Origin of the sequence: Lichenicoccus roseus, assembly GCF_005844085.1 — a bacterium.
GTDB lineage: Bacteria > Pseudomonadota > Alphaproteobacteria > Acetobacterales > Acetobacteraceae > Lichenicoccus > Lichenicoccus roseus.
In genome coordinates this window covers 699,407-724,447 of sequence record NZ_VCDI01000001.1, presented here as the reverse complement: position 1 = coordinate 724,447, position 25,041 = coordinate 699,407, and the positions used below count along the sequence as shown (strand labels likewise).

At 68.5% G+C, this 25,041-nt stretch carries 22 protein-coding genes and 1 pseudogene; 13 read left to right on the top strand and 10 right to left on the bottom strand.

The window, feature by feature from the left end; translation table 11 throughout:
• Window positions 1–110 precede the first annotated feature (110 nt).
• Genes accC through aroQ form a run of 3 tightly spaced genes read right to left on the bottom strand, consistent with a single transcriptional unit; the run spans window position 111 to window position 2,379 of the window.
• Complete coding sequence (gene accC / locus FE263_RS03230) at window positions 111–1,457, bottom strand: acetyl-CoA carboxylase biotin carboxylase subunit (protein ID WP_138324479.1); 1,347 nt, start codon at window positions 1,455–1,457, stop codon at window positions 111–113.
• A 14-nt stretch (window positions 1,458–1,471) separates the two neighbouring features.
• Window positions 1,472–1,927: an acetyl-CoA carboxylase biotin carboxyl carrier protein gene (locus FE263_RS03225; RefSeq protein ID WP_138324478.1), complete on the bottom strand. Its 456-nt coding sequence runs from the start codon at window positions 1,925–1,927 to the stop codon at window positions 1,472–1,474.
• Window positions 1,924–2,379, bottom strand: a complete 456-nt coding sequence (gene aroQ, locus FE263_RS03220; protein ID WP_138324915.1) for a type II 3-dehydroquinate dehydratase — start codon at window positions 2,377–2,379, stop codon at window positions 1,924–1,926. Before aroQ ends, FE263_RS03225 begins: the two co-directional genes overlap by 4 nt.
• Window positions 2,380–2,749: 370 nt before the next feature.
• On the opposite strand from aroQ, the gene FE263_RS03215 reads away from it, so the two are divergent.
• A complete protein-coding gene (locus FE263_RS03215) occupies window positions 2,750–3,364 on the top strand; it encodes a septal ring lytic transglycosylase RlpA family protein (RefSeq protein ID WP_240758959.1) in 615 nt (204 codons plus the stop codon).
• Between the two features lie 19 nt (window positions 3,365–3,383).
• Here the strand turns inward: FE263_RS03215 and FE263_RS03210 are convergent, their stop codons facing one another.
• Entirely contained in the window at window positions 3,384–4,445 is a 1,062-nt protein-coding gene (locus FE263_RS03210) for a YihY/virulence factor BrkB family protein (protein ID WP_240758958.1), read from the bottom strand.
• Between the two features lie 288 nt (window positions 4,446–4,733).
• On the opposite strand from FE263_RS03210, the gene FE263_RS03205 reads away from it, so the two are divergent.
• The gene (locus FE263_RS03205; RefSeq protein ID WP_138324477.1) at window positions 4,734–5,876 is read left to right on the top strand and encodes a type III PLP-dependent enzyme; all 1,143 of its coding nucleotides are present in this window, start codon (window positions 4,734–4,736) and stop codon (window positions 5,874–5,876) included.
• A gap of 21 nt (window positions 5,877–5,897) precedes the next feature.
• Here the strand turns inward: FE263_RS03205 and FE263_RS03200 are convergent, their stop codons facing one another.
• Window positions 5,898–6,350 carry a M23 family metallopeptidase gene (locus FE263_RS03200; RefSeq protein ID WP_171033903.1) on the bottom strand — a complete coding sequence of 151 codons (453 nt, stop codon included), beginning with the start codon at window positions 6,348–6,350 and terminating at the stop codon, window positions 5,898–5,900.
• 115 nt (window positions 6,351–6,465) lie between these two features.
• Here FE263_RS03200 and FE263_RS22005 point away from each other — a divergent pair, with 115 nt between their 5' ends.
• Window positions 6,466–6,837: a copper resistance CopC family protein gene (locus FE263_RS22005; RefSeq protein ID WP_171033902.1), complete on the top strand. Its 372-nt coding sequence runs from the start codon at window positions 6,466–6,468 to the stop codon at window positions 6,835–6,837.
• Window positions 6,838–6,855: 18 nt separating this feature from the next.
• The gene (locus FE263_RS03190; RefSeq protein WP_138324475.1) at window positions 6,856–8,526 is read left to right on the top strand and encodes a copper resistance D family protein; all 1,671 of its coding nucleotides are present in this window, start codon (window positions 6,856–6,858) and stop codon (window positions 8,524–8,526) included.
• Window positions 8,527–8,537: 11 nt separating this feature from the next.
• On the opposite strand, the gene FE263_RS03185 is transcribed toward FE263_RS03190, so the two are convergent.
• The 5 genes from FE263_RS03185 to ccmA form a co-directional block, all read right to left on the bottom strand.
• A complete protein-coding gene (locus tag FE263_RS03185) occupies window positions 8,538–9,683 on the bottom strand; it encodes an SDR family oxidoreductase (RefSeq protein WP_171033901.1) in 1,146 nt (381 codons plus the stop codon).
• A gap of 215 nt (window positions 9,684–9,898) precedes the next feature.
• Complete coding sequence (locus tag FE263_RS03180) at window positions 9,899–10,531, bottom strand: carbonic anhydrase (protein ID WP_205880238.1); 633 nt, start codon at window positions 10,529–10,531, stop codon at window positions 9,899–9,901.
• Window positions 10,532–10,564: 33 nt separating this feature from the next.
• On the bottom strand, window positions 10,565–10,999 hold the full coding sequence (locus FE263_RS03175; protein ID WP_138324472.1) for a CBS domain-containing protein: 435 nt from the start codon (window positions 10,997–10,999) through the stop codon (window positions 10,565–10,567).
• A 159-nt stretch (window positions 11,000–11,158) separates the two neighbouring features.
• Entirely contained in the window at window positions 11,159–11,824 is a 666-nt protein-coding gene (gene ccmB, locus FE263_RS03170; protein WP_138324911.1) for a heme exporter protein CcmB, read from the bottom strand.
• 8 nt (window positions 11,825–11,832) lie between these two features.
• Window positions 11,833–12,513 (bottom strand): heme ABC exporter ATP-binding protein CcmA, encoded by a 681-nt coding sequence (ccmA, locus tag FE263_RS03165; RefSeq protein WP_456306564.1) that lies wholly within the window; start codon window positions 12,511–12,513, stop codon window positions 11,833–11,835.
• Between the two features lie 83 nt (window positions 12,514–12,596).
• On the opposite strand from ccmA, the gene acnA reads away from it, so the two are divergent.
• From acnA to rbfA, 9 genes and pseudogenes are all read left to right on the top strand, one after another.
• A complete protein-coding gene (acnA, locus tag FE263_RS03160; protein WP_138324471.1) occupies window positions 12,597–15,290 on the top strand; it encodes an aconitate hydratase AcnA in 2,694 nt (897 codons plus the stop codon).
• 24 nt (window positions 15,291–15,314) lie between these two features.
• Entirely contained in the window at window positions 15,315–16,100 is a 786-nt protein-coding gene (locus FE263_RS03155) for an amino acid ABC transporter ATP-binding protein (RefSeq protein WP_408886136.1), read from the top strand.
• Window positions 16,097–17,572 carry an ABC transporter substrate-binding protein/permease gene (locus tag FE263_RS03150; RefSeq protein WP_138324470.1) on the top strand — a complete coding sequence of 492 codons (1,476 nt, stop codon included), beginning with the start codon at window positions 16,097–16,099 and terminating at the stop codon, window positions 17,570–17,572. Before FE263_RS03155 ends, FE263_RS03150 begins: the two co-directional genes overlap by 4 nt.
• 33 nt (window positions 17,573–17,605) lie before the next feature.
• Window positions 17,606–18,682, top strand: coding sequence for a HoxN/HupN/NixA family nickel/cobalt transporter (locus FE263_RS03145; RefSeq protein WP_138324469.1), 1,077 nt, complete (start codon window positions 17,606–17,608; stop codon window positions 18,680–18,682).
• 102 nt (window positions 18,683–18,784) lie between these two features.
• Entirely contained in the window at window positions 18,785–19,390 is a 606-nt protein-coding gene (rimP, locus tag FE263_RS03140; protein WP_138324468.1) for a ribosome maturation factor RimP, read from the top strand.
• A 36-nt stretch (window positions 19,391–19,426) separates the two neighbouring features.
• Window positions 19,427–21,013 (top strand): transcription termination factor NusA, encoded by a 1,587-nt coding sequence (gene nusA, locus FE263_RS03135; protein ID WP_138324467.1) that lies wholly within the window; start codon window positions 19,427–19,429, stop codon window positions 21,011–21,013.
• The gene (locus FE263_RS03130) at window positions 21,003–21,689 is read left to right on the top strand and encodes an RNA-binding protein (protein ID WP_276611169.1); all 687 of its coding nucleotides are present in this window, start codon (window positions 21,003–21,005) and stop codon (window positions 21,687–21,689) included. The genes nusA and FE263_RS03130 overlap by 11 nt, the downstream gene beginning before the upstream one ends.
• Window positions 21,686–24,439: pseudogene (gene infB / locus FE263_RS03125) on the top strand (translation initiation factor IF-2). The gene FE263_RS03130 and the pseudogene infB overlap by 4 nt, the downstream one beginning before the upstream one ends.
• The gene (gene rbfA / locus FE263_RS03120; protein ID WP_138324464.1) at window positions 24,439–24,915 is read left to right on the top strand and encodes a 30S ribosome-binding factor RbfA; all 477 of its coding nucleotides are present in this window, start codon (window positions 24,439–24,441) and stop codon (window positions 24,913–24,915) included. The pseudogene infB and the gene rbfA overlap by 1 nt, the downstream one beginning before the upstream one ends.
• The last annotated feature ends 126 nt before the right edge of the window (window positions 24,916–25,041 follow it).

Below are 25,041 nucleotides of genomic sequence, written 5' to 3'. Positions count from 1 at the left end.
CGATCGCAGGCAACGGTCGCCAGCGCCGGATGGCGTCGTCAGGAAGCCTAGCGGCGACGGATTGATTTTCCCTTAATGGCCCCGGCTCCGGCTGCCGGGAGGCAGAACGCTCAGGTGTTCTGCCGGGCCACGAACTGCTCGAGCCAGTGGATGGTGTAGTCGCCCGAGCGGAAGCCGGGATCGGCCAGGATCCGCTTGTGCAGCGGAATGACCGTCCGGATGCCGGTGATCACGAACTCGTCCAGCGCGCGCTCCATACGGCTGATCGCCTGTTCGCGGGTCGGAGCGTGCACGATCAGCTTCGCCACCATGCTGTCGTAGTAGGGCGGCACGACGTAGCCGGCATAAAGCGCACTGTCGATGCGTACCCCGAGGCCGCCCGGCGGGTGGAACATCTCGACCCGGCCCGGGGTCGGCATGAAGGTTTCCGGATCCTCCGCATTGATGCGGCACTCGATGGCGTGGCCGCTGAAGCGGACGTCCGACTGGCCGTAGCCGAGCGGGGCGCCGGCGGCGATGCGGATCTGCTCGCGCACCAGGTCGATGTCGCAGACCATCTCGGTGACCGGATGCTCGACCTGAAGCCGGGTGTTCATCTCGATGAAGGCGAACTGGCCGTCCTGGTAGAGAAACTCCAGCGTGCCGGCATTCCGGTAGCCGAGCGTGCGCAGCGCCGCCGTCGCGGTCTCCCCGATGGCATCCCGCTCGGCGGGCGAGAGTGCCGGTGAGCCGGCCTCCTCCAGCAGCTTCTGGTGCCGCCGCTGCAGCGAGCAGTCGCGTTCGCCGAGATGCACCACGGCGCCATGCATGTCGGCCAGGATCTGCAGCTCGATATGGCGCGGCTTGTCCAGGTACTTCTCCAGATAGACCTCGTCGTTGCCGAACGCGGCCTTGGCCTCGGTGCGCGCCACGCGCCAGGCCTCCTCCAGCTCGGCCTCGGAGGCCGCGACCTTCATGCCGCGCCCGCCGCCGCCGGCTGCGGCCTTGATCAGCACCGGATAGCCGACCTCGGCCGCGACCGTACGTGCCGTCTCGAGATCCGGCAACGCGCCGTCCGATCCCGGCACCAGCGGCACGCCGAGCGAGCGCATCGCCGCCTTGGCGGTGATCTTGTCGCCCATCATGCGGATGTGCGCGGGTGAGGGGCCGATGAACGTCAGGCCGTGCGCCTCCACCGTCTCCGCGAAGTCGGCATTCTCGGACAGGAACCCGTAGCCGGGATGGATCGCATCGGCCCCGGTGATGGTGGCTGCGGTCAGGATGGCGGCAACGTTCAGATAGCTGTCGCGCGAGGCCGGCGGCCCGATGCAGACGCTCTCGTCGGCGAGCCGGACATGCATCGAGTCCGCGTCAGCGGTCGAATGTACCGCCACCGTGCGTATGCCAAGTTCGCGGCAGGCGCGCAGGATACGCAGAGCGATCTCGCCGCGATTGGCGATCAGGATCTTCTCGAACATGACCGGGGCCAAGATCAGTCGATCACCGCGAGGACTTCGTCGAACTCGACCGGCGCGCCGGACGCCACCAGCAGCAGCCGCAGGGTGCCGGCCCTGGGCGCCTTGATCTGGTTGAAGGTCTTCATCGCCTCGATCAGCATCAGGGTCTGGCCAGCCGCGACCTGCTGGCCCTCGACCACGAAGGCAGGCGCCGACGGCTCCGGCGACAGGTAGGCGATGCCGACCATCGGGCTCTTGACTGCGCCGGGATGCCGCGCCGGGTCGGTGGCCGCTGCCTGGACAGGCTCCGTCGGTGCGGTGGCGGGCGTCGCGGCGACCGGTGCCGGCGCGAACGCCTGCACGGTGGCCGGCGCGCGGGCAACCCGGATGCGACTGTCCTTCTCGGCGATCTCGATCTCGGTCAGGCCGGTTTCGGTCAAGATGTCGGCCAGGGCACGGATGGTTTCCGCGTCCAGCAGCAGGCGGCTCATCGATCGTCCTCGTCCAGTATTGTGTCCGCCATTGCCGTCAGCGCCAGCGCGTAGCCACGAACCCCAAGCCCGCAGATCACGCCCAGCGCTGCCTGCGAAACGTAGGAGTGCCGGCGGAATTCCTCCCGCCGGTGGATGTTCGAGATGTGGACCTCGATCACCGGCAGCTCCACCGCCATCAGCGCGTCCATCAGCGCGATCGACGTGTGGCTGTAGCCCCCCGGATTGATCACTATTCCCCGCGCCCGGCCCCGGCATTCGTGCACCCAAGAAATCAATTCACCCTCGCCGTTGGTCTGGCGGAAGTCGATGGCGACATCCAGGCGCTCAGCCGCCTGGATACAGACCTGCTCCAGATCGTCCATCGTCGCCCGGCCATAGATGGCAGGCTGGCGCAGGCCGAGCATGTTCAGGTTCGGTCCGTTCAGGACGGCGATAAGAGGCGGGCCCATCACGGGGCGGTTAGCATGTCGCGTCCCGCTGTCCAAGCGGCGAGCCCGGTGATGCAGGGGAGGGATGCGCCGCAGCCACAGCGTGCCGGCATGGCCTCCAGGGCTATGCATGCCGATTTGTCACAGTGTGACACCTGGGAAACTAAGCTTCTTGCGCTGCACAAAATACATGCTGTCAGCGCATGAGTAATGTTTGCCTGCCAGGATCATGTCGTGGGCATTGGCGAATTTTCTGGCCGCCGCAGGGTCTGGAGCACGGCACCGATGCTGTGCCGGACACCGCCGGCGATCAGGTCTGTGCCGATTTAAGCTTGATCTTCTGGATTAGGTGCTTGTCTAATACTCCAACACTGCAGGAGATCACCGGACCGTGACCGTCGAGACCCGTATCAGCCGCGCCCTTCGGGTCGGGCGCGCCATGTTCCTCTCCACCTGCGGGGCGCTCGCGCTGAGTGCCCTGGGCCCGGCAGGCGCCCATGCGGCCCTGCCGGAGGTGACGACCGCTCCGATCGCGGCGGCTGCCTCTCCGTTCCATGCGACCAGTTGGACCGGTTCCGTGCATGCCGCCCTGGCCCGCCAGGCCCGGCTGGCAGCGGCGGTGGCGCGCAACGCCTTCACCGAGAGCGGTCTTGCGAGCTGGTACGGGCGCGGCTTTCAGGGCCGCCGGACTTCAAGCGGCGACCGCTTCGATTCGGCGCAGCTCACCTGCGCCCACCGTACCCTGCCGCTCGGCACCCATGTCCTGGTGACCTCCGAGAACACCGGCCGCTCGGTCGTGGTGGTGGTGAATGACCGAGGCCCGTATGCCGGTCCCGACCGTATCATCGACCTGTCGCGGGCGGCGGCGCAGCGCATCGGCATGGTCGAGGACGGGGTCAATACCGTCACGGTGAAGCGCATCCTGCCGTCCGAACTGCCGGTCGAGGTTGCCCAGGCACCCGACGGCGACACCAGCAGCCAGGCGATCGCGAACTCCGGACGCTGACCCGCCGGAAGCCGTTCTCCTAGCCGTCGGCCACGTGGTCGGCGACGTAGGCGCCGCGCCGTCCCATCGGCTTGGCGGCCCCGGTCGTGCTGTCCTGCGCGGTCTGCATCTCGAGTTCGGCGTTCAACTCGGCACCGAGCAGGACGACGTAGGCGGTCACGAAGAACCACATCATGATGCCGATCACCGCGCCCAGCGGTCCATAGGTGGCGTCGTAGCTGGCCACGTGGCCGACATAGTAGGAGAATCCCGCCGAGGCGATCAGCCAGAGCACGGTGGCGACCACGGAGCCGGGCGTGATCCAGTGCCAGCGCGCTTCCTGCCGGGACGGCCCGAATTTATAGAGGGTCGAGAAGGCGGCGGCGACGAAGATCACCATCACCAGCGGGCTGCCGATCCGGATCAGGAACTGCGTCTGGGCCTCGATCACCGCAAGGCCCAACTGCGCCGGGATGAAGTCGAGTGCCGCCGGCAGGAATACCACCAGTGCGAGTGCAAGCACCGCGCCGATGATCGCACCCAGGGTCATGCCGAGCGCAGTCAGCTGGTAGCGGATGAAGGACCGGCTCTCCTTCTCCTCGTAGGCGATGTTGAGCGCCGCCAGCATCGATTTGGTGCCGGCCGATGACGACCACAGCGTGATCATGACGCTGATGATCAGGCTGATGGTCAGCGTGGTATGCGGCTTGCTCACCAGCGTGTGGATACGGTCGCCGATCAGCTCGTAGGCGGGACCCGGCAGGAGGTGCTTCAGCACCTGCATCTGCGGCTCGACGGTCTGCGGATCGAAGGCAAGGCCGTAGATCGAGACCAGCATGCTGATCGCCGGGAACAGGGCGAGCGTCGCGTAGAAGGCGCAACCGGCGGCAGCGAGGCCGATGCGGTCGGAGATCATCTCGGAGAAAGTGCGCTTCAGCACCATCTTCCACCCGCTCCACGGGATCTGCGTCGGGACGCTGGCGTGGCGGCCGAGCTGCTGCTCACGGGCGGTCGGGGCGTGGGCCTGGGCGTCGTGCCCGGCATCTCCCTGCTGTTGATCGACCCGCGTGCGATCGGGCTGAAGACTTCCGGTGGTCTGCAAAAGCGGCCTCCCGTGCTGGCGCCCCTCGAGGATGCGCTATGCGCTTGTAAGGTATGAAGTCGCGAGCACGATTTCCGGTTGCATCGAGGGGCAACTGGTCCCATATCGACCCTCACGCAGCAACGCACGTGCCACTGGCCCTCTGAGGTTACGCAACGACGTCAAGCGTTCTGGCAATCGGGACCCCGTCATGGGCCCCAGTCTTGGTTCGCTGGTCCGTTCGACCGTTTCGCAACTCGTCCATCGCCTTTGAAAAAGGTGGATGACACAGATGGGAGCTAGGGCGCGATGACTCCGAAAATCGCCCAATATCTTGCTGTCCAGGCTCCGGCGACGCCGTGCCTGGTGGTCGATGTCGATCGCGTCGAAGAGCGCTATCGCGAGCTGCATGCCGCACTTCCGCTGGCCCGCATCTACTACGCCGTGAAGGCCAACCCGGCGATGCCGGTGCTGGAGCGCCTGACCTCGCTCGGCTCGTCGTTCGACGCCGCGTCGTGGGAGGAGATCGAGCTCTGCCTGCAGGCCGGTGCCCGTGCCTCCGACATCTCGTTCGGCAACACCATCAAGAAGGTGTCGTCGATCGTCCGGGCGCACGCAGCCGGCGTGCCGATGTTCGCCTTCGACAGCGCCGAGGAACTCGACAAGCTGGCGCGTCATGCGCCCGGCAGTCGGGTCTATTGCCGCATTCTGGTCGAGAACGCCGGCGCCGAGTGGCCGCTGTCGCGGAAATTCGGCACCACCGTCGAGCACGCGCACGCCCTCATGCTGCAGGCGCGCGAGCTTGGCCTCGATCCGTTCGGCCTGTCCTTTCATGTCGGCAGCCAGCAGACCACCACCGACGCCTACGAGGCGGCGATCGGCCGGGTGGGCATGCTGTTCACCGACCTGGTGCAGGCCGGGCTCGACATCCGCATGGTCAATCTCGGCGGTGGTTTTCCGACCCGCTACCGCGAGGACGTGCCGGAGATCGACGAGTTCGCCTTCGCGATCACCCGTGCGCTGACGGCGGCGTTCGGCAACGCGCTGCCGGAGCTTCTGGTCGAGCCGGGGCGGTACATCGTCGGCGATGCCGGCGTGGTGTCGTCCGAGGTGGTGCTTGTCAGCCGTCGCGGCGACAGCAGCCAGGCCAACGGCGGCAAGCGCTGGGTTTACCTGGATATCGGCCGGTTCGGTGGTCTCGCGGAGACCGAGGGCGAGTCTATCCGCTACCAGATGCGCACGCCGCATGATGGCGGCCGCACCGGCCCGGTGGCGATTGCCGGCCCGACCTGCGACGGCGCCGATATCCTGTACGAGCGCAGCGACTACCGTCTGCCGCTGGATCTTGCCAGCGGCGAGCGCGTCGAGCTGCTGTCGACCGGCGCCTATGTCTCGACCTACTGCTCGACCCGCTTCAACGGCTTCGCGCCGCTGGCGGAGCACTACATCTAGCGCCTCCGGCACCGCGCTGGTCTAGCAGCGCGGCAGCCGCAGCAGCAGGTTCGGGTCGACCGCCCGGCCCGCCGCGAACAGCGCCAGGAACAGATGCGTCCCGTAGGTCACGCCGGAGCGTCCGACCCTGCCGATCGCGTCGCCCGCCCGGACACGTGTGCGGCCTTCCGCGAGCGCCGGCGTGACGCTGCCGAGATGGGCGTAGAGCGATGTAAGGCCGCCCGGGTGCACGATGAACACCTGCAGCCCGCCGATGCCGCGTCGCCTGATGTGGCTTACGGTACCGTCTGCTACCGCATGCACCCATTCCCCGGCCGGGGCCGGCAAGTCGATGCCGTCATGCATCCCGGCCGGCGCGTGCGGCCCGACCGCGTGGCGCCATCCGAACGGCGAACTGATGCAGCGCGCGGCGACCGGCGCCACCAGGCCCTGGGCGGCGGCCCCGGTTGGATTCGCCAGGATCGGGCCACACACGAGGAGGAAACCAAGCCGGGCCGACGGGCGGCTGTTCCAACGGCAGAGCATCTGTCCTAGACGCGTCGCCACGGCACATGCCGGCCGCTCTCCTCGACAGCCCGGGATTATCTGCATGACTCTGCGTCTCGTTCGTCTCGCGGCTCTGGTCGCGATGCTCGTCTCCGGCCTGTCGCTGCAGGCGGCCGCCCATGCGATCCTGATCGACAGCACGCCGAAGCCGGACGGCACGATGCCGGCTGGCCACCAGACCCTCAGCTTCCACTACAATTCGCGCATCGACCACAAGCGATCGCGTCTGACCCTGGTCGGGCCGTCCGCCAAGCCGATGGTGCTCCGGCAATCGACGCATGCGGAGGCCAACGCGCTCGATGCTGAGGTCGATCTTGCGCCCGGCCACTACACGCTGCGCTGGCAGGCGCTGGCGCTCGATGGCCACATCACCCGTGGCGACGTGCCGTTCAGCGTCGCAGCCGGCGCCCACTGAGCCGACGGAAGCCGCCAGATGTCGCTGCTGGTCGATCTTTTCGGCTACCTGAGCATCGTCCTGCACGGGCTGACCATCGTCGCGCAGTCGATGACCCTGGGCGGCGTGCTGTTCCTGGTGCTGCTGGCACGACCGTTCGCGCACCGTCTCGCCGAGGGTGATGCGATCCTGCGCGGCGCCACCCGGATCACCCTGTACAGCGCCGTTGCCATGACGGTGGTCGAGATCCTCGGCAACGGGCTGCAGGTCGCGGTGCTGATGCAGACCGTGGACCTGCCGTTCCTTGACGTCATGCAGGCAAATTTCGCGGTTGCCGCCCTGGTGAAGGTCGCCTGCGCCGCGCTGATCGTCCTGCTGCTGGCAACGCGCGGCGCGCCGGACCGCGCGACGGGACTGGTGTTGCTGGCGCTCGGCGCGGTCGAGCTGGCTGCTGCGACGATGACCACGCATGCCGCCGCCCGGCTGCAGCCGAGCCTGCTGCTGCTTGCGGTGGAATGGCTGCACCAGCTCGGCGCCGCGATCTGGATCGGCGGTATCCCCTGCTTCGTGCTGGCGCTGGCGCGTGTGCAGGACGGCGCTGGCTGGCGCCTGGTGGGTGCCCGCTTTTCGCGGCTGTCGATGGCAGGCGTCGGCTGCATCCTGCTGTCCGGCACGACCATGTTCATCGTCTATATCGGCTCGCTGCCGGCCTTCTACGGCACCGCCTTCGGCGTCATGGTCGGCGCCAAGATCGCCATGTTCGGCATGCTGCTGGCCCTTGGCGCGGCCAACTTCCTGGTGACCGAGCGCCTGCGCCGCGATCCACGGGCCTCGGTGGTGCGCATGAAGCGGTTCGCCGAGGTCGAGATCGGCATCGGCTTCTCGATCTTCTTTGCAGCAGCCTCGCTGACCTCGGTGCCGCCGGCGGTCGATCTCACCCAGGACCGTGTCACCTGGCAGGAGATCCTGCAGCGCAACGCCCCGGTCTGGCCACGCCTTGCCTCGCCCGACCATGACGCGCTGGCGATCCCCGAACTGCAGGCGCAACTGGACCGCGAGGCGCAGCAGCATCACCAGGCGGTGTCGCCAGCGAGTGTGCCGGGCGACGGCGTGCTGCCGCCGCGCAACGCCGAGGACATCGCCTGGTCGGAATACAACCACCACTGGGCCGGCCTGTTCGTGATCCTGATCGGCGGACTGGCGCTCCTCAGCCAGGCGAGCGCGCGGCGTCCCTGGCTGCGCTGGGCACGGCACTGGCCGCTGGTGTTCATCGGCCTCGCGCTGTTCCTGCTGCTGCGCTCGGATCCCGAGGTCTGGCCGCTTGGCGACGAGGACTTCATGGCGGCATTCCGCGACGTCGAGGTGCTGCAGCACCGCATCTTCGTGGTGCTGATCCTGGTGTTCGCCCTGTTCGAGTGGGCGGTGCGCACGGGCCGGCTGCGCAGCCAGCGAGCAGCGCTGGTGTTCCCGCTCATGGTCGCGGCCGGCGGTGCGCTGCTTCTCACCCACAGCCACCAGATCGCCAACGTCAAGGACGCCATGCTGATCGAGCTGACCCATACGCCATTGGCCATCGCCGGCATCGCAGCAGGCTGGGCCCGCTGGCTCGAGCTGCGGCTGCCGGGCAAGGGCAGCCGCATCGCCGGCTGGACGTGGCCGCTCTGCTTCGTCCTGGTCGGCGTGATCCTGCTCTGGTACCGCGAGGCCTGAGCAGGCAGCCTTCAGGCCAGTGCGGCTTCGCTGCGGTTGCTGCGTGACCGGCGGTTGCCGCCGCTGCGCAGGAAGCCGGCCAGGATGCAGTGATCCACCAGGCGGCGAAGGAACAGCGCATCGGTCGGCGGGCAACGCCGTCCCGACAGGGCTTCGAGGTTGGCGGCGGCGAAGCGCGGGTCCCGGCACAGGTAGCTGCCGAAAGACAGCCTGACCTGGTCGTGCAGCCAGCGTTCGGCCTCGCCGATCATGTCCGGGCGGAACTCCGCCGGCGAGACCAGACGCGGAACCTCGTATTGCGGATAATGCCCGGCCAGCCGGGTCAGCAACGCCACCGGTATCGGGCGCTCGGCCACCAGGTGGAAGGTCTGCCCGGCGGCGTCGGGCATCCGCTCGGCGATGTCGACCAGCCCGGCGCAGACATGATCGATCGGCACCAGGTCGAGGGTGGCATCCTCGGTCGCGACCAGGGTGCGGACCTGGCCCTGCGCGAACAGCCTAATCATCGCATAGATGTTCTCGAAGCTGCGTATGGCGCCATCGCTCCAGGCGCCCACCACGATCGAGGGCCGGGCAATCGCCACCGGAACACCGCGCGCGCGGGCCTGGTGCATCAGCTGCTCGGCCTCGACCTTGCTCGACTCGTAGCCGTTGGCGAAGTGCTGCCCGACGTCCAGATCGTCCTCGCCGATGGCGCCGCTGCGCTCGCCGCAGACATAGGCGGTGCTCACATGCAGCAGCGGGATCGCCTCGACCCCTGCCGTCCGGGTGCCATGCTCGGCCAGCGCGATCACGGTGCGGGCGCCGCCTACGTTGACCGATCGGTATGCGTCCGGATCCAGGCTGAACCCGACCACCGCGGCACAATGGATGATCAGGTCGAGCGAGCCGGCGAGCGCCTCGTACTCGTCGTGAGACAGGCCGAGGCGGTCCTGGCTGACATCGCCGGACAGCACCGCGATGCAGCCGTCGGCCGGGGCGGCGCCGGACCATTGCCCGACGGCAAGCGGGGTGCGGTCGTTTCGCGCCAACTCCCGATTACGGCGTACCAGCCCGACCACCGAGTGGCCGCGATCGGCGAGCAGGCCGACCAGTTCGGCGCCGAGCAGGCCGGCGGCGCCGGTGACGAGGATGCGTAGCGGCTTCTCGGAGGCCACGTGGTCGCACGGCGAGGGAGCTGCGTGCGGATCAAGCTGGAACAGGGGACGTCTCCGGAACGGCTGCACGAGGCCTGGTGGCAGGCTGCTTCTTGCAGAGGCGAGGCGATCCGTCGACTGTTTTGGGCAAGGCGAGGAACGCTGCCCCGAACCCGATGATGCAGATGCGATCCCCCCGGAGGCTTGCCGTGGGGATCGGCATCCGGCGCGCCGGCCTAGTCGAAGAATTCCACGTTGCCGTCGTCCAGGTCGTAGCGGGCGCCCACGATCTTGAGCCGGCCCTCGCGCTGCGGCTCGATCAGCATCTGCTCGGTGGTGCGCAGGCGCTGCACGATGCGTCGCACGTTGGCACGCACCGACCGGTCGAGCAGGTCGTCCCCCTCGGTGACGCCGGGGCGGCTCGCCTGCAGCACCGCCGGGATGATCGGCTCGATCATCTGACCGATGCTGCCCGGGTAGATGGTGTCGTTCTCGACCACGTCGAGCGCCGCCTTGACCGCGCCGCAGCGCTCGTGACCGAGCACCACGATCAGGGGCACCCCCAGCACCAGGACGCCGTACTCGATGCTGCCCATCGCCGCGAGATCGACCACGTTGCCCGCGTTGCGGACAATGAACAGCTCGCCAAGGCCGCGGCCGAACAGCAGTTCCGGCGGGACCCGGCTGTCGGAGCAGCCGACCAGCACGCAGAACGGCTGCTGTGCCTTGGCCAGGGCCAGCCGCTGTTCCGGGCTGATTGCTTCCGGCTGGATTGGCGAACCGGCGCGGTATCGGCGGTTCCCCTCGCGCAGCAGGTCGAGCGCCTGATCCGGGGTCAGTTGCGACGGCTCCGGGGCTGATCCGGACATCATCTGGCTCCTTGCTGCGTGGGAGCCTTCAGTTCAGCCGTGCAGGCGCGCGATGTCCAGTAGCACGGCGGCCTCGTTCTCCTTCTCGGAGAGCTGCACGCGGGCGATGTCGCGGATGCTGATCATGCCGGCCAGGCTGCCGTTGCTGACCACCGGGAGATGCCGCACCTTGCGGTTGTTCATGATCGCCAGCGCCTGGTCGATCCGGTCGGACGGCTTGCAGGTGATCACCGGCGAAGTCATGGCCTCGCGCAGCTTGAGGTCCAGGGCGTCGCGGCCGCGCTTGGCGAGCAGGCGGACCAGGTCGCGCTCCGAGAAGATACCGACGATGGCGCCCTTCAGATCCTCGACCACGACCGCGCCGACGCGGCGCGAGGACAGGATGGCGACGGCGGCGGAGACCGGCGCGTCCGGCCGGATCGTCGCGCAGTCGCGACCTTTCTGGTCCAGGATTGTCTCGATCAGCATGGCGAAGGCTCCTGAAGCTGTTGGGTTAGGTTGAGGTCGTTTGGCTAAGGCATTTGGTCACGGTCATGATGGATACAGGAGCGAGGTTAATGAAACCCGATCCATGATCCGTTTCGATCCCTTTTTGTTCTCGTCCCGCGAGCAGCATGCGACCCTGGCTCACTCGACCGCCGCCCGTAGTCCCGCCCCGGCCGCGAGCGGACAGAGTGGCAGGCCGCCGGCGAGGAACGCCGCAAGCAACAGCAGGTCGGGCCTCCAGTTCAACCCGGCCTGTGCGGAATCGACGGCTGCGGCGCCGAAGATCAGGGCAGGGGTCGCCAGCGGCAGCACCAGCAGCGGCAGCAGTACGCCGCCCCGTCGCGCACCCAGCACGATGGCGGCCGCCATCCCGCCGATCAGCGACAGCACCAGCGTTCCGAGGCCAAGGCCGGCCAGCAGCAGCGGCAGCACTGCAAGGCGCATGCCGAGCATGAGCCCCAGCGGTCCGGCCGCCAGCAGCAGCGGCAGGCCGGTGGTCAGCCAGTGCGCCGCCATCTTGGCGAGTGCGATCGCCGGCGCCGGCAGGCCGCTGAGCATGAGCTGGTCGAGCGCGCCATCCTCCAGTTCGGCGCCGAACAGCCGGTCCAGCGGCAGCAGGGCGGCGAGCAGGGCGCAGACCCACACGATGCCCGGGGCCATGCGTCGCAGCAGCTCGGGCGACGGGCCGAGGGCAAGCGGGAACAGGCTGCCGGCCAGCAGGAAGAACAGCACCGCGCCCAGCGTATCGGCGCCGTGCCGCAACGCGAGGCGGAGGTCGCGCGCCACCAGCGCGCGGAATCGACGCACGGGGGAGGTCAAGCCAGCGGTTCCAGCACATCCTGGGTGACGACCGTCTCGAGGGCCAGGATGGCGGCGTCCGGTAGCGGCAACGGCACATGGGTGGTCGCCACCGCCAGGCCGCCGGCGGCGCGATGCCGCGACAGCAGCTCGCCGAGCAGCCCGACGGCGTGCCGGTCGAGGCCGAGGCTGGGCTCGTCCAGCAGCCAGATCGCCGCCTGCAGCAGCAGCACGCGGGCGAGGGCGGCGCGCCGCTTCTGGCCGGCCGACAGCAGGCGGGCCGGCACCTGCCGCAGCGGCACGAGGTCGACCGCGGCCAGCGCGGCCTCGAGATCGCCGCCGCCGAGGATGCACGCCAGCTGCAGGTTCTCCTCCAGGGTGAGGCCGGGCTTGAGTGCGTCCTGGTGGCCTAGATAGGCGACCCGGCCGGCATGGGCGAGCAGGTCATCGGCCACCGGGATGCCGTTCCAGGACAGGCTGCCGGCATCGGCGGCGCGCAATCCGGCCAGCACGCGAAGCAGGGTCGACTTGCCGGCGCCGTTCGGCCCGGTGAGCAGCACCGCCCCGCCGGGGGCGCACTGCAGGTCGACCCCGTCGAGCACCAGTCGCTCGCCCCGGAACACGACCAGCCCGGATGCCTGCAGTCCCGACGGTGGCAGTCCGGCCGCAGCGCTTGTCTCGCCTGCCGGTAGGTTTATGTTCAAGCGGTTCGAGACCCGGCAACGGGCCGCAGCCCATGACGCCCCACTGCAGGCGTCGCACGCCCTCGGAGGGGAACAGAATGAAGTCGGTCGGTCACGACAGCCTGCACACGCGCAAGACGCTCGAAGTGGAGGGCAAGACCTACCACTATTTCTCCATTCCCGAAGCCCAGGCCACCATCGGCGATGTCACCCGGCTGCCGGTCAGCCTGAAGGTCCTGCTCGAGAACGTGCTGCGCTTCGAGGACGGCCGTTCCTACTCGGTAGCCGACGCGCACGCCGTGGCCGACTGGCTGAAGGCGGGAAGCTCCACGAAAGAGGTTCCGTTCAAGCCGGCCCGCATCCTGATGCAGGATTTCACCGGCGTGCCGGCAGTGGTCGACCTCGCCGCCATGCGCGACGGCATCACCCGCCTCAACGGCGATCCGCAGAAGGTCAACCCGCTGGTGCCGGTCGATCTGGTCATCGACCACTCGGTGATGGTGGACTACTCGGGCACCGCCGACAGCCTGCAGCGCAACGTCGAGACCGAGTTCGAGCGCAACGGCGAGCGCTATGCGTTCCTGCGCTGGGGCCAGGAGGCGTTCGAGAACTTCTCGGTGGTGCCGCCGGGTGCGGGCATCTGCCACCAGGTGAACCTGGAATACATCGCCCAGGCGGTATGGACCGGCAGCGTCGGCGGCGAGACCTTCGCCTATCCGGACACCCTCTATGGCACCGACAGCCACACCACGATGGTGAACGGCATGGGCGTGCTCGGTTGGGGCGTCGGCGGCATCGAGGCGGAGGCCGCCATGCTCGGGCAGCCGATCGCCATGCTGATCCCCGACGTGATCGGCTTCAAGCTGACCGGCCGCATGCCGGAGGGCGCCACCGCCACCGACCTGGTGCTGACGGTGACGCAGATGCTCCGCAAGAAGGGCGTCGTCGGCAAGTTCGTGGAGTTCTACGGCCCGGCACTGGACCACCTGCCGGTCGCCGACCGCGCCACCATCGGCAACATGGCGCCGGAATACGGCGCGACCTGCGGCTTCTTCCCGGTGGATGATCTTACCATCGAGTATCTGCACCAGACCGGCCGCGACGAGCATCGCATCAAGCTGACCCGCGCCTATCTCGAGGCGCAGGGCATGTATCGCACCGCCGCCACGCCCGATCCGGTGTTCACCGACACGCTGGAACTCGATCTCGGCAGCATCGAGCCGTCGCTGGCCGGACCCAAGCGTCCGCAGGACCGGGTGGCGCTGAAGGATGCCGCCACCGCATTCAACGCCGAGCTGACCAGGAGCCTCGGGGTCGCCGCCAACGACGTGTCCACCAGGGCCGCCGTCGCCGGCTCCAACTACGAGATCACCCACGGCGACGTGGTGATCGCGGCGATCACCTCATGCACCAACACCTCCAATCCGGCGGTGCTGATCGCGGCGGGACTGGTGGCGCGCAAGGCTCGTGCGCTGGGGCTGCATCCGAAGCCGTGGGTGAAGACGTCGCTGGCACCCGGCTCGCAGGTGGTGACCGAATATCTCGACCGCGCCGGCCTGTCGGCGGAACTCGACGCGCTCGGCTTCAACACCGTGGGCTATGGCTGCACCACCTGCATCGGCAACTCGGGTCCGCTGCCGGACGCCATCGTGGATGCCATCGAGAACAACAAGCTGGTCGCGGTATCGGTGCTGTCCGGCAACCGCAACTTCGAGGGCCGCATCAGCCCGAACGTGCGCGCCAACTATCTCGCCAGCCCGCCGCTGGTGGTGGCCTACTCGCTGCTCGGCAACATCCGCGAGGATATCACCACGGTGTCGCTCGGCACCTCGTCCGACGGCAAGCCGGTGTACCTGCGTGACATCTGGCCCTCCAACAAGGAGATCGCCGACCTGATGGCGACCTCCATATCGCGCGAGCAGTTCATCGAGCGCTACGGCCAGGTCGGGCGTGGCACCAAGGAGTGGCAGGCGCTGAAGGTGGCGACCGGCTCGGAGACCTATCTCTGGGACGGCGGCTCCACCTACGTGCAGAACCCGCCCTACTTCGAGGGCATCACCATGGAGCCGGCGCCGATCAACGACATCCACAACGCGCGGGTGCTGGCGCTGCTCGGCGACAACATCACCACCGACCACATCTCGCCGGCCGGCTCGATCAAGAAGAGTTCGCCCGCCGGGCGCTATCTCGGCGAGCACCAGGTCTTGCAGCACGACTTCAACTCGTACGGGTCGCGTCGTGGCAACCACGAGGTGATGATGCGCGGCACGTTCGCCAACATCCGCATCAAGAACGAGATGGTGCCGGGGGTCGAGGGCGGCATCTCGAAGCACTACCCGTCCGGCGAGCAGGGCGCGATCTACGACGTGGCCGAGCGCTACAAGGCGGAAGGCGTACCGCTGGTGGTGTTCGGCGGCAAGGAATACGGCATGGGATCGTCACGCGACTGGGCGGCGAAGGGTACCGTGCTGCTCGGCATCCGCGCGGTGATCGCCGAAAGCTTCGAGCGCATCCACCGCTCCAACCTGGTCGGCATGGGCGTGCTGCCGCTGCTGTTCCAGGAGGGCACCACACGCGAGACGCTTGGTCTGCGCGGCGACGAGACCGTCTCGATCGAGGGGCTTCGCGCCATCACCCCGCGCATGACGCTGACGCTCGCCATCACCCGTGCCGACGGCAGCCGGCAGGACGTGCCGGTGGTCTGCCGGGTCGATACGCTCGACGAGGTCGAGTACTACCGGCATGGCGGCATCCTGCAGTACGTGCTGCGCGGCATGGCGCAGGCGGCCTGATCCGGCCGCTCTTGGCAGACTGACTTGAGCGATGCCGCCGGCCTGGAGGGATCCGGGCCGGCCATCGTTCGGGCACACGACATACACAAAGCTTTCAACGGCACCGCGGTGCTGCAAGGCATCTCGCTTGACGTGGCCGAGGGGGAACTGGTCTCGCTGATCGGCCCGTCCGGCTGCGGCAAGTCGACCTTCCTGCGCTGTCTGAACCTGCTCGAGATCCCGGATGCGGGCAGCGTCAGCGTGGCCGGGATCGGCATCGACCGGCAGCGTGGACGCTGGAGCCGCGCCGACGAGGAGCAGGCGCACCGGCTGCGCGCCGGTGTCGGCATGGTGTTCCAGGGGTTCAACCTGTTCGCCCACCGCACCGTGCTCGACAACGTCATGCTGGCGCCCCGGGTGGTGCAGCGCTTGCCGCGCGAGCAGGCCCAGACGCGGGCCCGGGCGCTGCTCGACAAGGTAGGCCTCGCGGACATGGCGGCCCGCTATCCGGCGACCCTCTCCGGCGGGCAGCAGCAGCGCGCCGCGATCGCGCGTGCCCTGGCCTCCGAGCCGCGGGTGATGCTGTACGACGAGCCGACCTCGGCGCTGGACCCCGAGCTGACCGACGAGGTGCTGGAGGTCATGCGCCAGCTCGATCGCGACGGCATGACGCAGATCGTGGTGACGCACGAGATGCGCTTCGCCCGCGCGGTGTCGGATCGCATCGCGTTCATGCAGCAGGGCCGCATCGTCGAGATCGCGACGCCGGCCGCGTTGTTCGCCGCGCCCGCGCATGCCGACACGCGTCGTTTCCTGAAGCATTTCCTGTGAGGACGCTGCTGGCAGCCTGCTGCCTGTTGCTGCTGGCAACCCTCCCGGCCGACGCCACGGACCTGCACTGGGGCGCCGACGCGCAGTCCGGCGCGCCGTACGTATTCCACGATCCGGCGGCGCCGTCGCGTCTCACCGGCTTCGAGACCGACATCATGGCGGAGATCGCGCACCGCATCGGGCGCGATCCGGTGATGGTGCAGAACGACTGGGACGGGCTGATCCCGGGCCTGCAGCGCGGCCTGTACGACGCCGCCATGGACGGCATCGAGATCACCCCGGAACACCGGCAGGCGGTGGATTTCTCGATCCCCTATTACCGGACCTTCGAGCAGATCGTGGTGCGTCGCGGCCAGTCGGGCCTCGACAGCCTCGATGCGCTGCATGGCCATGTCGTCGGCACGCTGAAGGCGAGCCTCGCCGACCGCATCCTGCAGGGCGAGCCGCAGATCGCGGTGCGCTACTACGACGAGGAGACCAATGCCTATTCGGATCTGGTCGCGCACCGCCTCGACGCGGTGCTGCTCGACTGGCCGATCGCGCTCTACTACGCCGCCCCGGATCCCAGGCTGAAGCTGGTCGGCGCGCCGGTCGGCACCCTGGCCTACGGCATCGCTTTCGCACGCGGCAGCGACGCCTTGCGCGGCGAGGTCGACCAGGCGCTGCGCGACATGCAGAACGACGGCGCCCTGCAGCGCATCCTGCGGCGCTGGAACCTCGCGCCTGCCAACGGTCCGGGACCTGTCGAGCCGCCAACCGCGTGGCGGCATTATCTCGAGGCGACCGCACCGATCCCCGGCCTCGGCGACCGGCTGCGCCGCTATGCGAGCTTCCTGCCGCTGGTGGCGCGCGCCGCCGGCCTGACCCTGCTGGTCTCGGCCTGCGCCATGGTCCTCGCGGTGGCGGTAGGCCTTGTGCTGGCGATCGCGCGGCGCTACGGCCCGCGTCCCCTCGCCATCCTCGCGATGCTCTATGTCGAGATCGTGCGCGGCACGCCGCTGCTGATCCAGATCCTGTTCATCTTCTACGGGCTGCCCGGGCTCGGCATCCGGCTCGAACCGTTCGTGGCCGGGGTGGTGGCGCTCGGCCTGAACTACGGCGCCTACGAGGCGGAGAACTATCGCGCCGGCCTGCAGTCGGTGCCGCACGGCCAGGTCGAGGCCGCGGTGGCGCTGAACATGACGCAGATGCAGGCGCTGCGATACGTGGTGGTGCCGCAGGCGTTCCGGCTGGTGGTGCCGGTGATGACCAACGACTTCATATCCCTGCTGAAGGACAGCTCGCTGGTCAGCGTGATCACCCTCACCGAGTTGAGCTCGACCTACGTCCGGCTGTCGACCACCTATTTCGACTATTTCGGCACCGGGCTGCTGATCGGCGCGGCTTACCTGCTGCTCGGGCTGCCGTTCGTGCACCTTGCGCGCCTTGCCGAACGGCGGCTGGCGCGTGGCGTTGGCCGGGCTGGACGGTAGCTCCGTCCGGGCCCGGCTGGCTTGGAGACGCTGATGTTGACCCTGATCAGGTCCGTGTTCGACGAGCGGCGGCAGCCGCAGCATTCGCTGCGCGCGTCCATCATCGGCCTCTACAGCCTGCTCGCGCTGGTCAACCTCGCCGTCTGGGGCTGGGCGCTGCTGGTGTTCTGGCACCATCCGCTGCTGCTCGGGACCGCCCTGCTGGCCTACGGTTTCGGCCTGCGTCATGCGGTGGACGCCGATCATATCGCGGCCATCGACAACGTCACCCGCAAGCTGATGCAGGAGGGCAGGCGGCCGGTCAGCGTCGGGTTGTTCTTCTCGCTGGGGCATTCCACCGTGGTGGTCCTGGCGGCTGCCGGCGTCGCCGCGACCGCCACCGCGCTCGGGCATCATCTCGACCGGTTCAAGGCGGTGGGCGGCATCGTGGGCACCTGCGTCTCCGCCCTCTTCCTGTTTGCCATCGCGGCGGCGAACCTGGTGATCCTGGCGTCGGTGTGGCGCACCTGGCGACACGTGCGCGCGGGCGGGCACTTCGTGGAGGAGGATTTCGACATCCTGCTCAACAGCCGCGGCCTGCTGGCACGGCTGTTCCGGCCGCTGTTCCGCCTGGTCACCCGCTCCTGGCACATGTACCCGCTGGGCTTCCTGTTCGGCCTGGGTTTCGACACCGCGACCGAGGTGGCGCTGCTCGGCATCTCTGCGACGCAGGCGGCACAGGGGATCCCGGTCTGGTCGATCATGGTGCTGCCCGCGCTGTTCACCGCCGGCATGTCCCTGGTCGATACCACCGACGGCGTGCTGATGCTGGGCGCCTACGACTGGGCCTTCATCAAGCCGATCCGCAAGCTGTACTACAACCTGGTGATCACGCTGGTATCGGTGGTGGTGGCGGTGCTGATCGGCGGCATCGAGGCACTCGGCCTGATCGGCAACGAGTTCGGCCTGTCCGGCTGGTTCTGGCAGGGGATGGACCGGATGAACGACAATTTCGGCAGCATCGGCTTCATCGTGATCGGCGTGTTCATCGCGGCCTGGATCGTGGCCGTGCTGGCCTACCGCTACCGGGGTCTTGATCAGGCTCTTGCCACGCCGGGCCCACGGGACTAGATAACCCGCAATCCTGATCTTCCGTATCTCCCGGAGGGTGGCCCTGAAAAGGCCGCCTTTTTTGCTTTGGCCAACCCTACTGCCCCGGATAATCGCGCACCCTTGGATCATGAACCGCCTCATCTCGTCGGACTGGAAGCTCGCATCGCCGAGCTGATCACGCCGGCGATCACCGACATGGGTTTCGAGCTGGTGCGCGTTGCCGTGCTCGGACGGGATCGGCCGACCGTGCAGATCATGGCCGATCGCGCCGACGGCACCCTGATCGGCGTCGGCGATTGCGAGGCGATCAGCCGTGCGGTGGGCGCGGTGCTGGATGTCGAGGATCCGATCCCCGGGGAATGGGAACTCGAGGTAAGCTCCGCCGGGATCGATCGGCCGTTGACCCGCCTGAAGGACTGGAACCGGTACGCCGGTCATCAGGCACGTGCCGAGGTCAACATCCCGATCAACGGGCGCAAGCGCTTCGCCGGCATCGTGCTGGGTGGCGAGGATGGTGTCGGGCGGATGCGTCTCGACGATGGCACCGAGGTTGCGCTGCCGCTCAGTGAACTGCGCCGCGCCCGGCTGGTGCTGACGGATGCGCTGATCGAGGCTTCGGCGCGGATGAACAAGGTCGCGGGACCTGATGTCGAGGCCGATGCCGAACCGGCGCCTGCCGGAAAGCCGGGCCGCAAATCGCCGTCCCGGCTGCCCAAGACGCACTAGCCGATACGCACCAGACGATACGAGAGGGAAAATCCCATGGACACCGCCGTCTCACGTCCCGAACTGCTGCTGGTCGCCGATGCGGTCGCACGCGAGAAGTCGATCGACCGCGAGGAAGTGCTCGAGGCGATGGAGCAGGCCATCCAGAAGGCCGGTCGCGCCAAGTATGGCCATGAGAAGGATATCCGCGCCACCATCGACCGGCGCTCCGGCGATGTGCGCCTGACGCGCTGGACCGAGGCGGTGGAGACGGTCGAGAACGACGAGACGCAGATCCCGGTGCATATCGCGCGCAAGTTCAAGCCGGAGATCCAGGTCGGCGAGCATATCGTCGACCCGCTGCCGCCGATCGATTTCGGGCGCATCGCGGCGCAGACCGCCAAGCAGGTGATCGTGCAGCGTGTGCGCGAGTACGAGCGCAAGCGGCAGTACGACGAGTTCAAGGACCGTGTCGGCGAGATCGTCAACGGCACCGTCAAGCGCACCGAGTACGGCAACCTGATGGTCGAGATCGGCCACGCGGAGGCGCTGCTGCGTCGCGACGAGCTGATCCCGCGCGAGAGTTTCCGCAACAGCGACCGGGTGCGCGCCTACATCTACGACGTGCGCGACGAGCCGCGTGGCCCGCAGATCTTCCTGAGCCGCACGCACCCGGCGTTCCTCGCCAAGCTGTTCGCCCAGGAGGTGCCGGAGATCTACGACGGCATCATCGAGATCAAGGCGGTGTCGCGCGACCCGGGTTCACGCGCCAAGATGGCGGTGATCTCGCGCGACAGCTCGATCGATCCGGTCGGCGCCTGCGTCGGCATGCGCGGCTCGCGCGTGCAGGCGGTGGTGCAGGAGCTGCAGGGCGAGAAGATCGACATCATTCCGTGGAGCCCGCAGGCGGCCACCTTCGTGGTGAATGCGCTTGCGCCCGCCGAGGTCACCAAGGTGGTGATGGACGAGGAGGCCGGGCGCGTCGAGGTGGTGGTGCCGGACGAGCAGCTCAGCCTCGCCATCGGCCGTCGCGGCCAGAACGTGCGCCTCGCCAGCCAGCTTACCCGCTGGGACATCGACATCCTGACCGAGGCAGAGGAGAGCGAGCGCCGCCAGGAGGAGTTCCGCCGTCGTTCCGGGCAATTCGTCGAGGCGCTCGATGTGGACGACGTGATCGCCGGGCTGCTGGTGACCGAAGGCTTCAACACGGTCGAGGAACTGGCCTTCGTCGCACCGGAGGAATTGGCGGAGATCGAGGGCTTCGACGAGACCGTGGCCGAGGAGCTGATCCGTCGCGCCGAGGGCTTCCTGGCCCGTCGGGACGAGACCCTGAACGAGAAGCGGGTCGAGCTGGGCGTGACCGACGAGGTCGCCGAGATGGGCGGCTTCTCGGTGCAGGCACTGGTGATGCTGGGCGAGAAGGGTGTGAAGACGCTCGACGACTTGGCCGATCTCGCCGGCGACGAGCTGGTCGAAATCCTCGGCGCCGATGCCATCGACGAGGCGGCGGCCAACGAGATCATCATGGCGGCGCGGGCCCACTGGTTCGACGGAGAAGAGGGCGCGGCATCGGCAGAAGCCGAAGCCGGGACCGAAGGGACCGATGCCGCGGCGACCGAGAGCGGGGAGCAGCATCACGTCTGAGGCCGATCGGAACGATGCGGGCCCGGAGCCGGATACCGGGCCGGAGAACGACAGCGAGCGCGGCCCGCTGCGCCGCTGCATCGTCACACGCGATCGGGGTAGCCCGGACGGAATGATCCGCTTCGTGCTGTCGCCTGACCGGGTGCTGACCCCCGACCTCGCCGCACGTCTGCCCGGACGGGGAATGTGGTTGAGTGCCAGGGGGGATGTGCTAGAAACCGCCCGCAAGCGAGGGGCGTTCGCACGTGCCGCACGCGGCCCGGTGACGATCCCTCCCGATCTTGCCATCATGCTGCAGGATGGTTTGCTGCACCGCATCGCCGATCTCCTCGGCTTTGCACGGCGTGCGGGCCAGGCTGTGAGCGGCTACACGAAGGCTCGCGAGTGGATAACGGCCCGCAAGGCCGGCCTTGTCGTCCAGGCGTCGGACGGCAGCGCGGACGAGCGCGCGCGCCTTCTTTCCGGCGCACGCGATCTGCCGGTCGTGGCGATCATGACCGGACAGAGGCTGGGAGCGGTGTTCGGCCGTGACCATGTAGGACATGTGGCTGTGGCAGCCGGGGCTCTGGCCCAGCGGCTGGTTGCAGAGAATGGACGTTATGCGGGGTTGGCCGGCGAGGCTGCCCCGGTCCGGCGGGACGATCCCACGGACAGGTTGGAACAGGCGGGACTATGAGCGAAGGCAACGATCAGGATCAGGCCAAGGGGCGTCTCTCGCTTCGGCCGGCCAGCCGCTTGGAGCTGGGACGCACGGTGGATGCCGGATCGGTCAGGCAGTCCTTCAGCCATGGCCGTTCGAAGGTCGTGCAGGTCGAGGTGCGCAAGAAGCGCGGCCCCGGACCTGCCCCGGCCCCTGGCACCCCGGGACAGACCCCGGCCTCTTCGCGCGGTGCGGGCGCTCCGGCTGCACGTCCGGCAGGTGCCGGTCGTGCCCTGACCGCCTCCGAGCTTGCCACCCGCCAGCGCGTCCTGGAGGAGCAGCAGCGGGAAGCCGCGCGCCGCGAGGCCGAGCAGAAGCGCGAGCAGGAAAAGATCTCGGTGCTCTCTGCTGCCGAGGCAGCGCGTCGCCGCGAGGACGAGGCGCGTCGTCTGGCGGAGGAACAGGCTCGCGAGGCAGCCGACGCCGAGGCGCGGCAGCGTGACGAGGCGGCCGAGGCGAAGCGCCTTGCCGCGCACGAGGCCGCCGACCAGGAAGCGGCAGAGCAGGCTGCGGCCAGCGAAGCGACGGGCACCCCGGCCGCAACGCCGCGTCCCGCGCCCGCCCGCACCGGCGTGCAGATCATTCCCCGCGGCCAGGGCGTCGAGGGCGTTCGTCCGCTCGCCGAGCGCGCCACCATGGCGCCGGTGCCGGCGTCCGTCTCCCGCAGCGGCGCCGACACCACCAGCGCGCCCGCCGAGACGCTCCGCCTGAAGCCGGGTCGTCCCGAGGACGAGGAGAGCCGTCGCTTCGGGGCGCCCCGTCGTCCGGGTGCCGCGCTGCCGGCGCGCAAGGTTCCGGTGGTCGCGCCCAAGAAGGTCGGCGACGGACGCCGTACCGGACGCATCGACGTGCAGGCCGCCATCGAGGGCGAGGACGAGAAGACCCGTTCGCTTGCCTCGGTGCGTCGCCAGCGCGATCGCGAGCGTCGCCAGGCTGAGCTCGAGCGGCTGCGCTCGGACCAGGTCCGCGTGGTGCGCGACGTGATCCTGCCCGAGACCATCACCGTGCAGGACCTTGCCAACCGCATGGCGCAGCGGACCGGCGACGTCATCAAGTCGCTGATGCGCATGGGTGTGATGGCGACCGTCACACAGTCGATCGATGCCGACACCGCCGAGCTGGTAGTCCAGGAGTTCGGCCACCGCGTGCGTCGTGTCGCCGACAGCGATGTCGAGATCGGCATCGAGGGCGTGGTCGACGTGGACACCGATCTTGCGCCGCGTGCCCCGGTGGTCACCATCATGGGCCATGTCGATCACGGCAAGACCTCGCTGCTCGATGCCCTGCGGGCGACCGACGTGGCGGCGGGCGAGGCGGGCGGCATCACCCAGCATATCGGCGCCTACATGGTCGAGCTGGAGACCGGCGCCTACATCACCTACATCGACACCCCGGGCCACGAGGCGTTCACCTCGATGCGTGCGCGTGGCGCTTCGGTGACCGACGTGGTGGTGCTGGTGGTGGCGGCCGACGACGGCGTGATGCCGCAGACCATCGAGGCGATCCGCCATGCCAAGGCGGCGAACGCGCCGATCATCGTGGCCATCAACAAGATGGACAAGCCCGGCGCCAACCCGGACCGGGTGCGCCAGGAACTCCTCAGCCACGACATCGTGGTCGAGGCGATGGGCGGCGACACCCAGGATGTCGAGGTATCCGCCACCAAGCGTGAAGGTCTCGCCGATCTCGAGGAGGCCATCCTGCTGCAGGCCGAGATCCTGCAGCTGCGCGCCAACCCGGCGCGGCCGGGTGAAGGCTCGGTGGTGGAAAGCAGGCTTGATCGCGGCCGTGGCCCGGTGGCGACGGTGCTGGTGCAGAACGGCACCCTGCGCCAGGGCGACATCGTGGTGGCCGGCGCCGAGTGGGGCCGGGTACGCGCCATGCTCGACGACCGGAACAAGCCGATCAAGGAGGCGGGGCCGTCGGTGCCCGCAGAGCTGCTCGGCCTGACCGGCGTGCCGGGTGCCGGCGAGCCGTTCGTGGTGGTCGAGAACGAGGCGCGGGCGCGCGAGATCAGCGAGTTCCGCCAGCGCAAGATCAAGGAGAAGCAGGCGGCTGGACACGTGGCGGCGCGCGGCACCCTCGACCAGATGCTGGCGCGTATCCAGGCGGGTGCGCAGAAGGAAGTCGCCGTCCTGGTCAAGGCGGACGTGCAGGGCTCGGCCGAGGCGATCCAGGCCACCGTGCTCAAGCTCGAGCACGAGGAGGTCAAGGTTCGCGTGCTGATCGCGAGCGTCGGCCAGATCACCGAAAGCGACATCCAGCTTGCCAAGGCATCGGACGCGGTGATCGTGGCGTTCAACGTGCGCGCGACCAGCCAGGCGCGCGATCTCGCCCAGCGCGAGGGCGTGGATATCCGCTACTACTCGATCATCTACCAGGTGTCGGACGACATCGAGCAACTGGTGCGCGGCAAGATCGCGCCGAAGCATCGCGAGAAGTTCCTCGGCTACGCCGAGATCCGTCGCGTGTTCGACATCACCAAGACCGGCAAGGTGGCGGGCTGCTACATCACCGAGGGCCTGGTCAAGCGCGGTTGCGGCGTTCGTCTGCTGCGCGAGAACGTGGTCGTCCACCAGGGCGAGCTCAGCCAGCTCAAGCGCTTCAAGGACGATGTCCGCGAAGTGGCGCGTGGCTACGAGTGCGGCCTGTCGTTCGCGGGGTTCAACGACCTGCGCGAGGGCGACGTGGTCGAGTGCTACGAGATGGAGCTCGTTCCGGCCTGATGAGCAAGGCGTCGCGCGGTCGTACGGAAACCAAGGGGCCGGCCGGCAGGCCGGCCCCTGCTTCGTCTCAGGCTCCGGCGAAGCGCGGCAAGAGCCGGGCGGCGGCCGGTCCGACGCAGCGGCAGTTGCGGGTCGGCGAGGAAATCCGCCACGTGCTGGCCGACCTGTTCCGGCGCGTCGAGTTCCGCGATCCGGAATTGACCGGCGTGCAGATCACGGTGACCGAGGTGCGGATCAGTCCGGACCTGAAGCAGGCGACCGCGTTCGTCACGCGGCTCGGGCGCAGCGACGTCGATGCGGTGATCCCCGCACTGAAGCGCGCGTCGCCGTTCCTGCGTTCGCAGCTCAGCCACGAACTGCGGTTGCGCGGCGTGCCGGAACTGCATTTCCAGGCGGATACCGCGCTCGACTACGCGATGGAGATCGACACGCTGCTGCGCCAGCCGGTGGTGCAGCGCGACCTGGAGCCGGAGTAGCACCGGGGTCTCCGTCGGCTTCGAGACGCAGTATCGACTTCGGTATGGAACGTGGCAGGGTTGGCCCAGAGCCGATCCGTGTTCCTACTCCGACCTGCGGCAGAACCTGTCCCGCTACCTGGATGA